Source organism: Paenibacillus sp. FSL F4-0087 (assembly GCF_038020215.1).
GTDB classification, from domain to species: Bacteria; Bacillota; Bacilli; order Paenibacillales; family Paenibacillaceae; genus Paenibacillus; species Paenibacillus taichungensis.
The window spans coordinates 5,114,606-5,126,928 of the sequence record NZ_JBBODJ010000001.1; the positions used below are offsets into that span (position 1 = coordinate 5,114,606).

At 47.7% G+C, this 12,323-nt stretch carries 16 protein-coding genes; 13 read left to right on the forward strand and 3 right to left on the reverse strand.

Annotated elements, in window-relative coordinates; translation table 11 throughout:
- Window positions 1–143: 143 nt before the first annotated feature.
- A complete protein-coding gene (gene lipB / locus MHB84_RS23495) occupies window positions 144–851 on the forward strand; it encodes a lipoyl(octanoyl) transferase LipB (RefSeq protein ID WP_076291899.1) in 708 nt (235 codons plus the stop codon).
- A 27-nt stretch (window positions 852–878) separates the two neighbouring features.
- On the opposite strand, the gene prli42 is transcribed toward lipB, so the two are convergent.
- Window positions 879–980 (reverse strand): stressosome-associated protein Prli42, encoded by a 102-nt coding sequence (gene prli42 / locus MHB84_RS23500; protein WP_090810668.1) that lies wholly within the window; start codon window positions 978–980, stop codon window positions 879–881.
- 83 nt (window positions 981–1,063) lie between these two features.
- On the opposite strand from prli42, the gene MHB84_RS23505 reads away from it, so the two are divergent.
- Window positions 1,064–2,197: a tripeptidase T gene (locus MHB84_RS23505; RefSeq protein ID WP_076291900.1), complete on the forward strand. Its 1,134-nt coding sequence runs from the start codon at window positions 1,064–1,066 to the stop codon at window positions 2,195–2,197.
- A gap of 127 nt (window positions 2,198–2,324) precedes the next feature.
- Here the strand turns inward: MHB84_RS23505 and MHB84_RS23510 are convergent, their stop codons facing one another.
- Window positions 2,325–2,459, reverse strand: coding sequence for a Z-ring formation inhibitor MciZ (locus tag MHB84_RS23510; RefSeq protein WP_143764840.1), 135 nt, complete (start codon window positions 2,457–2,459; stop codon window positions 2,325–2,327).
- A gap of 121 nt (window positions 2,460–2,580) precedes the next feature.
- Between MHB84_RS23510 and MHB84_RS23515 the strand changes: the two genes are divergently transcribed.
- From MHB84_RS23515 to sigF, 11 genes are all read left to right on the forward strand, one after another.
- Entirely contained in the window at window positions 2,581–3,156 is a 576-nt protein-coding gene (locus tag MHB84_RS23515; RefSeq protein ID WP_076291901.1) for an NUDIX domain-containing protein, read from the forward strand.
- A complete protein-coding gene (locus MHB84_RS23520) occupies window positions 3,156–4,376 on the forward strand; it encodes an endonuclease Q family protein (RefSeq protein WP_076291902.1) in 1,221 nt (406 codons plus the stop codon). The genes MHB84_RS23515 and MHB84_RS23520 overlap by 1 nt, the downstream gene beginning before the upstream one ends.
- Before the next feature lie 187 nt (window positions 4,377–4,563).
- Window positions 4,564–5,193 carry a stage II sporulation protein M gene (spoIIM, locus tag MHB84_RS23525; protein WP_076291903.1) on the forward strand — a complete coding sequence of 210 codons (630 nt, stop codon included), beginning with the start codon at window positions 4,564–4,566 and terminating at the stop codon, window positions 5,191–5,193.
- 108 nt (window positions 5,194–5,301) lie between these two features.
- Window positions 5,302–5,769: a ferric iron uptake transcriptional regulator gene (fur, locus tag MHB84_RS23530; protein WP_063565729.1), complete on the forward strand. Its 468-nt coding sequence runs from the start codon at window positions 5,302–5,304 to the stop codon at window positions 5,767–5,769.
- Window positions 5,770–5,926: 157 nt separating this feature from the next.
- Window positions 5,927–6,169, forward strand: coding sequence for a DUF4227 family protein (locus tag MHB84_RS23535; protein ID WP_024630960.1), 243 nt, complete (start codon window positions 5,927–5,929; stop codon window positions 6,167–6,169).
- Window positions 6,170–6,242: 73 nt separating this feature from the next.
- Window positions 6,243–7,133 carry a tyrosine recombinase gene (locus MHB84_RS23540; protein WP_076291904.1) on the forward strand — a complete coding sequence of 297 codons (891 nt, stop codon included), beginning with the start codon at window positions 6,243–6,245 and terminating at the stop codon, window positions 7,131–7,133.
- Between the two features lie 179 nt (window positions 7,134–7,312).
- Window positions 7,313–8,137, forward strand: a complete 825-nt coding sequence (locus tag MHB84_RS23545; protein ID WP_076291905.1) for a purine-nucleoside phosphorylase — start codon at window positions 7,313–7,315, stop codon at window positions 8,135–8,137.
- Between the two features lie 304 nt (window positions 8,138–8,441).
- Window positions 8,442–9,563, forward strand: coding sequence for a D-alanyl-D-alanine carboxypeptidase family protein (locus MHB84_RS23550; protein ID WP_246318228.1), 1,122 nt, complete (start codon window positions 8,442–8,444; stop codon window positions 9,561–9,563).
- A 143-nt stretch (window positions 9,564–9,706) separates the two neighbouring features.
- Window positions 9,707–10,060, forward strand: coding sequence for an anti-sigma F factor antagonist (spoIIAA, locus tag MHB84_RS23555; RefSeq protein ID WP_036663380.1), 354 nt, complete (start codon window positions 9,707–9,709; stop codon window positions 10,058–10,060).
- Complete coding sequence (spoIIAB, locus tag MHB84_RS23560) at window positions 10,057–10,512, forward strand: anti-sigma F factor (RefSeq protein WP_062324397.1); 456 nt, start codon at window positions 10,057–10,059, stop codon at window positions 10,510–10,512. Before spoIIAA ends, spoIIAB begins: the two co-directional genes overlap by 4 nt.
- A 14-nt stretch (window positions 10,513–10,526) precedes the next feature.
- Complete coding sequence (gene sigF, locus MHB84_RS23565) at window positions 10,527–11,282, forward strand: RNA polymerase sporulation sigma factor SigF (protein WP_076291907.1); 756 nt, start codon at window positions 10,527–10,529, stop codon at window positions 11,280–11,282.
- An 88-nt stretch (window positions 11,283–11,370) separates the two neighbouring features.
- On the opposite strand, the gene MHB84_RS23570 is transcribed toward sigF, so the two are convergent.
- The gene (locus MHB84_RS23570) at window positions 11,371–12,303 is read right to left on the reverse strand and encodes an EamA family transporter (RefSeq protein ID WP_076291908.1); all 933 of its coding nucleotides are present in this window, start codon (window positions 12,301–12,303) and stop codon (window positions 11,371–11,373) included.
- Between the last annotated feature and the right edge of the window lie 20 nt (window positions 12,304–12,323).

Consider the following 12,323-nt stretch of genomic DNA (forward strand, 5'->3'; position numbering starts at 1 on the left):
ATGAGTTACAAATGATGCCAAGCGCTGAATAGATGGATAATGGGAAAGTGTATGTGCCAATGGCCGTGCACTTTTCCCGTTTTCTTCAATAGAATGCTCATCATTATACAATGAACATTGAAACAGAAGGGTGTGGGGGAATCATGAGCAAGCCGCTGGATGTTATGTACATACCGATGCTTGATTATGAAGAGGCTTGGAACCGCCAGAAAGCGATTGTGCAGCAACTGGATGAGGGAGAAGGAGCGGAACAGATGCTGTTGCTCCAGCATCCGCCGACGTATACGATCGGTTCACAGAATCACCCGGAGCACCTGCTTCTCAGTGAAGACGAACTGCGGGAGCAAGGCATCTCCTTGTTTCAAATTGACCGTGGCGGTGATATTACTTATCATGGCCCTGGCCAGTTGGTAGGTTACCCGTTACTTGTTCTTGGGCGGGATGAAGCCTTGGATTTGCATGGCTATTTACGTTGTCTGGAGCAGATGATTATTGATTATTTGGCTGATCAGGGTATTGAAGCGGGACGTAAAGACTCTTACACAGGTGTATGGATTGGAGATTTAAAAATTGCCGCCATCGGTGTAAAGTTCAATCGGTGTAAACATCGGCGCGGCTTCGTGACGAGTCACGGATTTGCTTTTAATATCACCTCGGGCATTCAGCACGCAGGCTTTCAGGGTATTGTTCCTTGCGGGATTGAGCAGTATGGTGTGACCTCGTTGGAGGATATTACAGCCAAGACCTACACTGTAGAACAGGTTGCGCACGATATCGTTCCATATTTTAATCGGATTTTCCCGTATGAGATTACCTGGATTACAGAAAAAGAAGCCCTTCCCCGTCTGTAAATCAGACAGTTAAAAGGCTTCAGGTTTCTATCCGAACAATAAAGGTTCGAGCGCAATGAAAAGGGTGGACCCAATCATGGCGAGCAGCATGAGATAGATAATGATGCGGAACCATTTCTTTTTTTGCATGATGAGAGAACTCCTTTCAACAAATAAATAAACAGACCATAGTAATTGTATTGTACCGTATAGAAGAAAGGTAGGAAAGTCCTATGATAAAACAGCAGCGTGTTATTGATCATTTTATGGAACTGGTGCAGATTGATAGTGAAACAACCCATGAACAAAATATATCAAAAGTGTTAAAAGAACAGTTTACTCAGCTGGGCCTCAGTGTATATGAGGACGACACCATGGAGAAAACTGGACATGGCGCTGGTAATCTCGTGGTTACCTGGGAAGCCGAGAATACTGAAGAAGCAGCACCAATCTTTTTCACATGTCATATGGATACGGTAACGCCTGGACAAGGAATTAAACCTGAGCTGGGTGAAGACGGTTGGATTCGCAGTGATGGCACGACAATTCTGGGTGCAGATGACAAGGCGGGGATTGCCGCCTTGTTTGAAGCGATTCGAGCTATTCAAGAGAACAACCTTCCCCATGGAAAAATTCAATTTGTGATTACCGTAGGTGAAGAGTCGGGGCTGGTTGGTGCACGTGCAATGAATCCGAAGGATATTGAAGCCGAGTTCGGTTATGCCCTGGATTCCAACGGAGCCGTGGGTACAATCTGTGTGGCTGCTCCGGCCAGAGCGGAAATTCAGATGAAGATCTATGGGAAATCCGCACATGCGGGTGTGAATCCGGAAGACGGCATCAGTGCCATTCAAGTGGCGGCCAAAGCAATTGCAGCGATGAAGCTGGGACGAATTGATGATGAGACTACGGCGAACATCGGCAAATTCCAGGGTGGATCAGCACTGAATGTCGTCTGCGATTTTGTGCAGATTGAGGCTGAGGCCCGCAGTATTGTGCAGGAGAAGGTAGAACTTCAAGTGGCCCAGATGCGTGAAGCTTTGGAAACGACATGCCGCAAATATGGTGCAACCGCTGAATTCCGCAGTGAGATCCTGTATCCTGCATTTGGCTTCCATGATGAACACGAGGTTGTTCAGCTTGCACAGCGTGCCATTCGGAGCCTGGGGCTGGAGACGAGCACGTTTGCATCCGGTGGTGGCAGTGATGCCAACATCTTCAATGGGTTCAACATACCTACGGTCAACCTGGCTGTAGGCTATGAGGACATCCATACGACGAAAGAACGCATCCGCGCTGAGGATATTGTGAAACTATCTGAAGTGGTTGTGGCTATTATTCAGGAAACGGCTGCAAGTAAAAAGTAATCCAAAAAGACTGAGGGTGAAACTCCCCCATGCTTCAACTGAAAAGTCCGAATCCGGTACAAACCGAGTTCGGACTTTTTGGCAAAACCATGTTATATTTCATGGGTATTGCAGACCAAGAACAGTATCATTTACGTCCAGCGAGCATATCGATTAATTTGGCATCTGGACCCCACTCACGCACCCATTGTCTGAGTATGAGCTGGACTTGTCTGGCTTGTCCGACCACGTGTACGGATTGCGGTGTTAAATAACTGTTCATTGGTTGTCCCCCTGATTTGCTATATTTGTTTGAAATCTCTATAAGCTCACCATATGCCAAAAAACAGAGGTTTATACGTATAAAGAAAATCAAAATTCGAAGAAGTGGAGTTGAAGAACAGATGAACCCAACCAATCATAAGCATCCTGCCAATCCAAAACTTGACGAAGAGACCATATCGACAAAGCCCATCTTCGAGGGCAAAGTCATTTCCCTTCAAGTCGACACAGTCAAGCTGCCTAACGGTCAGACTGCTACCCGTGAGATCATCCGTCATCCTGGAGCAGTGGCTGTCCTCGCGCTGAATGGAGATCGTATGCTCGTCGTTGATCAGTATCGTCAAGCCATGGGACGTACCGAAGTCGAGATTCCGGCAGGCAAACTGGACCCAGGAGAAGAACCTGAAGTGGCAGCAGCGCGTGAATTGCGCGAAGAAACCGGTTATGTAGCCAAATCACTGCGGCATCTGCGTTCATTTTACACTTCGCCAGGATTTGCGGATGAGATCATCCATTTGTATATCGCGGAGGAGCTCGAAGCAGGGGACATGGCTTTAGACGAAGATGAATTTCTTGAAGTATCCGAGATTACAATTGAAGAGGCTTATCAGTTGATGGATCAGAATCGGATCAGTGATGCCAAAACGATGATGGCTGTGTATGCATGGGATCTTTACAGAACAACAGGACGGTTTTAATGATGAATGAGCAACAGGTAGCGTCTGCAGGGTGGGAGACTTGTTATGCAGACCTCCATATTCACATTGGACGAACTTCGCGCGGAGAAGCTGTTAAAATCAGTGGCAGCCGTGATCTGACCTTCGAGAACATTGCTAGAGAAGCCTCGGATCGCAAAGGAATTCATCTACTCGGTGTCATTGATTGTCACTCTCCGGTTGTACAGATGGACATCGAACAGTTGCTTGAGAACGGCACGATGTCCGAGCTTGAGGGAGGGGGCATTGCGTATCAGGACACAACCATCCTGCTGGGTACAGAAATAGAGCTGCGCGAGCCGGGGATGCGGGAGTTCCATATGCTGGCTTACTTCCGTGATCTGAAAACCATGAAGTCCTTCACGGACTGGATGAAACGTTATATGAAAAATGTAAACCTGAGTTCACAGCGGGTATATGTACCCGCGCTTGAGATGCAGACCGAGATAAAGGCGCGTGGTGGGCTTATTGTGCCAGCGCATGCGTTTACCCCGCATAAAGGCGTATATGGCAGCACAGCCCCTCGTATGGCTGATGTGCTGGATACGAGTCTGATCGATGCCGTTGAGCTCGGGCTAAGCTCTGATTCATCCATGGCCGGTTATATTCGGGAACTGGATCAGGTCCCCTTTCTGACCAACTCGGATGCTCATTCTCTGGGCAAGATTGGACGAGAGTACAATGAGTTGCAACTCGCAAAGCCTTCCTTTGACGAATTTAGTATGGCACTTAAAGGACAAGCAGGTAGAAACATTACAGCCAATTACGGTTTGAATCCAAGACTCGGCAAATACCATCGTACCTATTGTGCATCCTGCGGAAGCATTATGGACGAGCATGCGATGTCGGCGGAACGTTGTCCATATTGTGGTAGTTTGAAGCTTGTGCAGGGTGTACTCGATCGTATAATGGCAATCGCTGATCGGGAGAGTCCGCATGTTCCAGCAAACCGACCTGCTTATCACTATCAGGTACCTTTGGAATTTATCCCGGGTTTGGGAAAAGCCAAACTGCGCCAGCTGCTGGACCGCTTTGGTACGGAAATGAACGTATTACATCGCACAAGCGAGGATGAACTTGCAGAGGTCGTTGGGCCAGTTCTTGCAGGTCTTATCGTTGCTGCGCGGAATGGTCAACTGGAATTGTCATCTGGTGGTGGGGGCACTTACGGAAAGGTGTCCAGCAAGGAAAGTTCAGAGTAGAGAAGTTTGCGGTAGGGTCATAAAGTGAAGTTAGCATCATTGGTATGGGAATGGCATTTTGTCATGAAGAAGAAATTGGAATCTGGACAAGAAGTCATACGTGTGCATTCCGGTTCATAAGAATGACTATGAGGATTTCACTCGACATCCTTGCAGCATGATAACCGGAAAGGGGACTCGTACCTGTATGCGTTCTGCCTACTTCACATTCAAAGGCCAAACCTCTTTATATGTATTCGTGGCTGTCTTGTTTCTGGTGGGTGTCATTTTTGGCGCCCTGATGGTTAATGCCCTATCCCTTGAACAACGCCAGGATTTGGAGGGATACCTCGGTAACTTTTTCATGACGGTACAGCACAGCGGACAGGTGATTGAGACCGGAACCTATTGGGACATTGCCATGCTTCATCTAAAGTGGGTTGGCCTGATCTTCATTCTGGGTTTATCGGTCATCGGCCTGCCGGGCATATTGGTTCTGGATTTTCTGAAAGGAGTGCTCATTGGTTTTACAGTGGGTTACCTTGTCGGACAGTATTCATGGAAAGGGCTGTTGTTTGCCCTGGTTTCCGTTGCGCCTCATAATTTATTCGTGATTCCGGTACTGCTCATTTGCAGTGTGTCGGCCATGACCTTTTCCTTATACATTATTCGGAACCGTGTTCTAATGCAGCGGACGCCAGGTCGTCAGAAGCCTTTTGCTTCATATATGGTGTTAACTCTCGTTATGGCAGCACTGCTGCTAGGGGTTGCGTCATTTGAAACATGGGTTACACCTGCGATGATGCGCTGGGTCACACCGATGCTACTACCAGCTTAGCTTTGCGCGTGATAGTGTAAAATGTTGACTTTAATTATGTACTCCCCCTATAATGAAAGAAGTGGGTTAAGTTGCAGTGTGCAGTGATTTCCTAGGGGGAGGGAGAAAATGGAAGCACGGATCGATAAAATTAAGCAGCAACTACAGTCCCAAGGATATAAATTAACGCCCCAGCGGGAAGCCACCTTAAGAGTACTTCTTGAGAATGAAGAAGATCATCTGAGCGCAGAAGACGTATTCATGCTCGTGAAAGAAAAGGCTCCCGAAATCGGTCTCGCAACCGTGTACCGTACCCTCGAACTGCTGAGTGAGCTGCATGTTGTAGAGAAAATCAACTTCGGCGACGGTGTAGCGCGTTATGATCTACGCGGAGATACATCCAAGCATCACCATCATCACTTAATCTGTGTTCAATGCGGAAGTATGGATGAAATACGTGAAGACTGGCTTGGACCGCTTGAAGAGCGACTGGAGCGGGAATTTAACTTTTCGGTAGTAGATCACCGATTGGATTTCCATGGGATTTGTTACCGTTGCAAAGCTAAAAATGACCAGAAGCCCAAAGACGAAGAATAACATAGCATATCTTCAAGCTCTCACCGGCGGTTTTGACGGGAGAGCTTTTTTGGTCCAGCGTGTGATGTGAGGTTTACCCTGAATGTCATATTCTTGTGTTCGGTAACATACCCTGATTCTAGACGAGTCGGATTCGAACCAGAAAGGGGTACAACCCATGATTATATCGCTGCGGAGAGGACTCCGTTTTATTCGATTTATCGTATTTTTTGCTGCATTAGTTTATCTGTTCTATCATGTCCTGGATTTGTTCAACGGATGGATCTCACCTGTGGACCAATATCAGATGCCAACAGGAAATGCGGTTAAAGTATTTCAGGAAACGGTTTGGCCAAGTAACGGGGAAGGACGTCCTACAATGGCAGAGCGTCTCCGTTTATTTTATTGGTACGGAGAGTAGCTGGACAGCCAGGGATGCAAATACGGAAGCAGGTTGCCCGTGTGGCAGTCCTGTCAGATGAGGAGCGTTGTGCATGAAGCAGACGATACACGCCTATGCCTTATACTTGGAAGAGGATAAAGGGATGTCGAGCAGCACGCTGGAATCGTATCTTCGGGACGTGGACAAGTTCATCGAATTTGCGGATAAAGAATACGGTATCCGGGAAGCGGAGCAGGTGCGCCGGACGCATGTTATCCTGTTTGTAGGTCAGCAGAAACAGGCAGGACGTGCGAATGCAACCATTGCCCGCAGCGTCGTATCCCTGCGCTCCTATTTTCATTTTTTGATGCGGCGTGGTGACATATTACAGGACCCTACGTTTGATGTGGAGGCTCCAAAAGCAGACAAGACACCACCGCAGGTGTTAACCATCCAAGAGATCGAATTGCTGCTCGCATCCCCCGATACCCGTTCACCGCAAGGGGTGCGTGACCGGGCCATGCTGGAGCTATTGTATGCGACAGGCATTCGTGTATCTGAACTGATTGCACTGGATGTGCGGGACGTACAGCCAGGCATGCGCTTTATCCGCTGTGGAGGTGCCGGTAAAGAACGAATTTTGCCAATAGGTGCGCCTGCAGCAGAGTGGGCAAGTGTTTATGTGAACGAGTACCGCAACCTGCTAATTAAAAATGATACGGACGAGCAGGCTCTCTTTGTCAACGTATCCGGTAGAAGATTAACCCGGCAGGGCTTCTGGAAGCTGCTCAAAAAAGCAGCGATGGATGCGGGAATCTCGGGTGAAATTACACCACATACGCTGCGTCATTCCTTTGCCGCTCACCTGATTGCCAGTGGGGCAGATACCCGCGCGGTGCAGGACATGCTCGGTCATGTGGAGCAGCCTGGGCAACAATATGGACATCATGGCCGCAAAACGATGAAAGAGATTTATGAATCTCATCATCCGCGGGCAAAATAGTTTCTACTTGGATATAAATCTGCAAAAAAAAGCGGAACAATAGTCTGATTTAGGATAAAATAAATTGAACACATTTAAACGCCGTTATACATAAGCGAATGCATCATTTCAGCGTGTAGTTTTGATTGATGCCATTTGCGGATACAGACGGATCGTTTCAACTCAAGGGGGAACATCTTATGACAGCATTAAACCAACAGATGATTTTGGAAGCGGCATCTTACATCCAAAGCAAAAGTTCCATTAAACCGGAAGTCGGTTTGATTTTAGGTTCAGGACTTGGCATTTTAGCAGAATTGATTGAAGATGGCGTCAGCATCGCCTATCAGGATATTCCGCATTTTCCGGTGTCCACAGTAGAGGGACATGAAGGTGAATTGCTGGTAGGAACCATCAAAGGCCGTCCGGTCGTCATGATGAAAGGTCGTTTCCACATGTACGAAGGATATGGCCCGGAACTTACTGCCTTCCCGGTGCGTGTTATGAAAGAACTGGGTGTAACTTCCTTGCTCGTAACGAACGCTGCAGGTGGAGTGAATACCTCTTATGAGGCTGGTGACCTGATGCTGATCTCGGATCATCTGAATCTCACAGGCAAGAATCCATTAATCGGACCGAATGACTCCGCGCTGGGTGTGCGTTTCCCAGATCTGTCCGAAGCGTACAGCCGCCGTCTGCGTGCGCTCGCGAAGGATACGGCCGCGTCACAAGGTTTTGATGTACGTGAAGGGGTATACGCAGGAATGCTTGGTCCAAACTACGAGACACCAGCTGAGATCGTGATGCTGCGTACGTTGGGTGCGGATGCTGTTGGCATGTCTACCGTTTCTGAGGTTATCGTAGCACGCCACGCCGGCCTGGAAGTGCTCGGTATTTCTTGTATCAGCAACATGGCTGCCGGCATTCTGGACCAGCCGTTGTCGCATGATGAGGTTATGGAGACGACAGAACGTGTTCGTGAATCGTTCCTGGCCCTTGTGCTGGCTGTTATTCCACAAATGTAACTGACCATTAAGAAAAGGCGATCTACCCTAATGTGATTCATTGGGGCAGGTTGCCTTTTTTATTTCCTTAACGGCTGTTCACTCATCCAGTAGTTCAGGCTCGTTTTTTGGTGTTTCACATGGATTACATAAAAAGTTCGGGAAATCATTCTTTACATGGAATAATTTACTTCAATCGGGCCGACAATGATTAGCAGTACATGCATGCATGGAACATGCAGTAAGCAAGTCATTTGAGGAGGTAACCTTAGTGAAGAAACGAATAATGGCATCGTTCATGACCCTTTGTATCCTGCTGTCCCTGATGGCATCAACCGCGCTGGCTGAAGAAACTCCCAAAGCAGCGGGGGGAACAGATTTGGCCCCGTCGGCACGCTCCGCCATTTTGATGGATGCAGATACGGGCACGGTCATTTTTGAGAAAAACAGTCATGATCAGCTGCCTCCGGCGAGCATTACGAAGATTATGACCATGCTGCTCACCATTGAAGCGGTCGATTCTGGCAAGTTGAAGCTGACGGATAAAGTGAGAACGAGTGAATATGCTGCATCCATGGGTGGATCACAGATTTTTCTGGAACCTGGGGAAGAGATGTCGGTCGACGATATGTTAAAAGGGATTGCTATGGCCTCTGGTAATGATGCTTCTGTAGCAATGGCTGAGAAAATTGCTGGCTCAGAGGAAGCCTTTGTACAACTGATGAATGAACGGGCAAAGGAGCTCGGCATGAAGGATACTCATTTTGCCAACTGTAACGGCCTTCCGGTAGATAATCATTATTCTTCCGCGCATGACATTGCGGTCATGAGCCGTGAACTGCTGAAGCATCCCGGAATTACGAAATATACTGGTGCATATCAGGACTACCTTCGTAAAGATAGCGAGAAGCCATTCTGGCTGGTGAATACGAACAAGTTAGTTCGTTTCTACTCCGGTGCGGATGGGTTGAAAACAGGATATACTTCCGAAGCCAAGTTTTGTCTCTCGGCTACAGCGATGAAGGATGGTCTGCGTGTCGTTTCCGTGGTGCTGGGCGAACCCAATACCAAAACACGCAACAGCGAAGTGTCCTCGATGTTTGACTATGCTTTTGGGCAATACACGATGAAACCTCTGTACAAGTCAGGGGACCTGCTGGGCAGTCTGAAAATTGAAAAAGGTGAAGTTGCTGAAGTGCCGCTGAATGCAACACAAAATTATAGTGTGCTGATGCGTAAAGGTGCAAAATCGGATGAGATCCGTCATGAATTGCTGATGGCCAAAGAAGTAAAAGCTCCGGTCAAAGCAGGTCAGAGTGTAGGTAAACTAGTCGTCTACCAGGGCAATGAAGTTATCAAGGAATTCGACATTCAGGCTCCGCAGGATGTGGACAAGGCTGGCTGGTGGAAGCTGTTCAAACGCACAACCTCCAATCTGTTCGATTAAACGGCGATTTATGCAGGTTGCGTACATCCTTTGAACATATTTTGTAGTTAAATAGGGGTTTTCTTCTAGTTTTGTCGGGGGGCAGGAAAAGCCTTCGGGAACGTAGAAATCCTTGTTCAAGACAGGGAGGAGAGTGAGCAAACGTGAACTTGCATGTGGAAATGGAACATCACCGCGGGATTCTGATTGTGCGATTATCCGGGGAGCTGGATCACCATACAGCTGACATGGTACGGATGCAGATGGATGAAGCCATCCAGCGCAGACAATGCGAGCATCTGGTACTCAGCCTGAAAGATCTGCAATTTATGGACAGTTCGGGTCTGGGTGTCATTTTGGGAAGATACAAGCTCATTAAGAATAAAGGCGGCAAGATGGTTGTCTGTGATGTCAATCCGCCAGTGTATCGTTTGCTGGAAATGTCGGGTTTGTTCAAGATTATGCCGATTTACGAAAATGAGGGAACTGCTCTCTCGGGTCTGGAGGTCGTCTCATGAATGAAGGAACGGGGACAAATTTCATGAATCTGCAATTCGCGGCCAAGTCGGAGAACGAATCGTTCGCACGGGTGACGGTTGCTGCCTTCATCTCCCAGCTTGATCCTACGATGGACGAGCTTAGCGATCTGAAGACAGTCATTTCGGAAGCCGTAACGAACAGCATCATCCACGGTTATAACAACAATCCGGAAGGTGTCGTGTCCATTCAAGCCGAGATTCGCGATGACATGATCACCATCATTGTGGAAGACCGCGGTGAAGGCATCGAAGATCTTGAACTGGCCAAACAGCCGTTGTATACGTCCAAACCCGAACTTGAGCGCTCGGGCATGGGCTTCACCATTATGGAAAACTTCATGGATGAATTCGAAGTCAGCAGTGAGCCCGGCAGAGGCACCTCCATCAAGATGAAGAAAAGGATTGAATCCAAGAAAGCATTGTATAATTAGGGGTTGATGGTCTTATGGATGCTGAAGTGAAACAGTCTTCACAGACCTATTTGGACGATGCCGAGGTCAAACGGCTGATTGCGCTCAGTCAGTCGGGTGACCATGTCGCACGGGATACGCTGGTGAACTGCAACATCAGACTCGTCTGGTCCGTCGTACAACGTTTTATGAACAGGGGATATGAGCCGGAAGATCTGTTCCAGATTGGTTGTATCGGGCTGCTCAAATCGGTGGATAAATTCGATCTCAGTTATGATGTAAAATTCTCCACCTATGCTGTCCCGATGATTATCGGAGAAATTCAGCGCTTCCTGCGGGACGACGGCACCCTTAAGGTCAGTCGTTCATTGAAGGAGATGGCGAATAAAGTCCGCAAGAAAAGGGATGAGTTGTCCAAAAACCTGGACCGTCTGCCCACGATCAAGGAAGTGGCTGAAGAGCTGGGGGTAACCCCGGAGGAAGTTGTTTTTGCGCAGGAAGCGAACAAACCGCCTACCTCTATACATGAGACGGTTTTTGAGAATGACGGCGATCCGATTACATTAATGGACCAGATTGCCGACGAGTCTCAGGAACGGTGGTTTGACAAACTGGCGCTAAACGAAGCAATTGGCGGTCTCAGTGAACGGGAACGGCTGATTGTATACCTCCGGTATTACCGCGATCAGACCCAGTCCGAGGTCGCCAGTAGGCTGGGTATATCCCAGGTGCAGGTGTCGCGGCTGGAGAAAAAAATACTTCAATCCATCCGCGACCAGATCGCACAGTGATTTTGGATTGCAGGCAAAAATATTGGTGTTAAAACACCAATATACGACAACTAACAACCTTCTATCGCGCGTTAATATGCGAAGAAGGTTATTTGTCGTTAGCCTGGATGGGTTTGGGACGATTCGACTGCAACAATAATATCAATCCAATGATACATGCGGTTCCCAGCCATTGAAATAAACCAAAAGGCTCATGTAACCAAATAACAGTGGTGCCAACGGCGGCAAGAGGCTCCGCACTTCCCATTAAACTTGTTTCTTTGGCTGTCAGGCTTTTTAAACTTTCGATATAGAACCAGAATGCAATCATTGTCCCTAAAATAATGGTAAAGGCCAAATATCCGTAGGTTTCCAAACGCAAGCTGGCAAAGTCCATTTTCCATGGTGGGTGGATGAGACTTAGTGCAGCCCCTCCGATAATCATTGCCCAGCCGACTACGACGAGTGAATCAAACTTTTCAATCAGTTTCACGGCGTAGATGGTATAGAAGGCAGCGGCAACTCCGGATAACAATCCCCACAAAACTGCGGGTAAAGGCACAGACAATTGGGAGAGAGAACCATTAGTCAGTAGAAGAAAACACCCGCTCAGAGCCAGAATCGCTGATATAACATCCTTTCTGGTCAGAGTAGCCTGTTTTCTCCAGATCATATAGACCATGATCATGACTGGTGACAGATATTGAAGTAATGTCGCCACTGCGGAGTTGCCATGTTGAATAGACGCCATGTACGTATATTGAACAGCGAGCATCCCGAATAATCCGAAAGTGATTAGCTGCAAGGCTGTTTTTTTCTGCTTCCACATATCGAAAATTTGCGAGCGCCTTGTAGTAAAGGATTGAACCGTCAGCAGCAGTATACCCGCAATCAGCAGTCGTACCGTTACAAACCAGTTGACTTCGATTCCGTATTGTTGAAACAGTTTTTGTGAAACCGTTCCACCAATGCCCCAGCATATCGCTCCTGTAAGAACGAAGAAGAGGCCTGATTTTCTGGATCTTTGAATAGATATTTTCATGAATAACGTCCTCACCTTAA

Excerpts from the sequence above, each read along its gene's own strand:
- MHB84_RS23520 (WP_076291902.1), top strand. The coding sequence starts at position 3,156 with ATGATGAATGAGCAACAGGTAGCGTCTGCAGGGTGGGAGACTTGTTAT.
- MHB84_RS23505 (WP_076291900.1), top strand. The coding sequence starts at position 1,064 with ATGATAAAACAGCAGCGTGTTATTGATCATTTTATGGAACTGGTGCAG.
- MHB84_RS23535 (WP_024630960.1), top strand. The coding sequence starts at position 5,927 with ATGATTATATCGCTGCGGAGAGGACTCCGTTTTATTCGATTTATCGTA.
- MHB84_RS23515 (WP_076291901.1), top strand. The coding sequence starts at position 2,581 with ATGAACCCAACCAATCATAAGCATCCTGCCAATCCAAAACTTGACGAA.
- spoIIAB (WP_062324397.1), top strand. The coding sequence starts at position 10,057 with ATGAATGAAGGAACGGGGACAAATTTCATGAATCTGCAATTCGCGGCC.
- fur (WP_063565729.1), top strand. The coding sequence starts at position 5,302 with ATGGAAGCACGGATCGATAAAATTAAGCAGCAACTACAGTCCCAAGGA.
- MHB84_RS23510 (WP_143764840.1), bottom strand. The coding sequence starts at position 2,459 with ATGAACAGTTATTTAACACCGCAATCCGTACACGTGGTCGGACAAGCC.
- spoIIM (WP_076291903.1), top strand. The coding sequence starts at position 4,564 with ATGCGTTCTGCCTACTTCACATTCAAAGGCCAAACCTCTTTATATGTA.
- lipB (WP_076291899.1), top strand. The coding sequence starts at position 144 with ATGAGCAAGCCGCTGGATGTTATGTACATACCGATGCTTGATTATGAA.
- MHB84_RS23540 (WP_076291904.1), top strand. The coding sequence starts at position 6,243 with ATGAAGCAGACGATACACGCCTATGCCTTATACTTGGAAGAGGATAAA.
- MHB84_RS23570 (WP_076291908.1), bottom strand. The coding sequence starts at position 12,303 with ATGAAAATATCTATTCAAAGATCCAGAAAATCAGGCCTCTTCTTCGTT.
- MHB84_RS23550 (WP_246318228.1), top strand. The coding sequence starts at position 8,442 with ATGGCATCAACCGCGCTGGCTGAAGAAACTCCCAAAGCAGCGGGGGGA.
- MHB84_RS23545 (WP_076291905.1), top strand. The coding sequence starts at position 7,313 with ATGACAGCATTAAACCAACAGATGATTTTGGAAGCGGCATCTTACATC.
- prli42 (WP_090810668.1), bottom strand. The coding sequence starts at position 980 with ATGCAAAAAAAGAAATGGTTCCGCATCATTATCTATCTCATGCTGCTC.
- sigF (WP_076291907.1), top strand. The coding sequence starts at position 10,527 with ATGGATGCTGAAGTGAAACAGTCTTCACAGACCTATTTGGACGATGCC.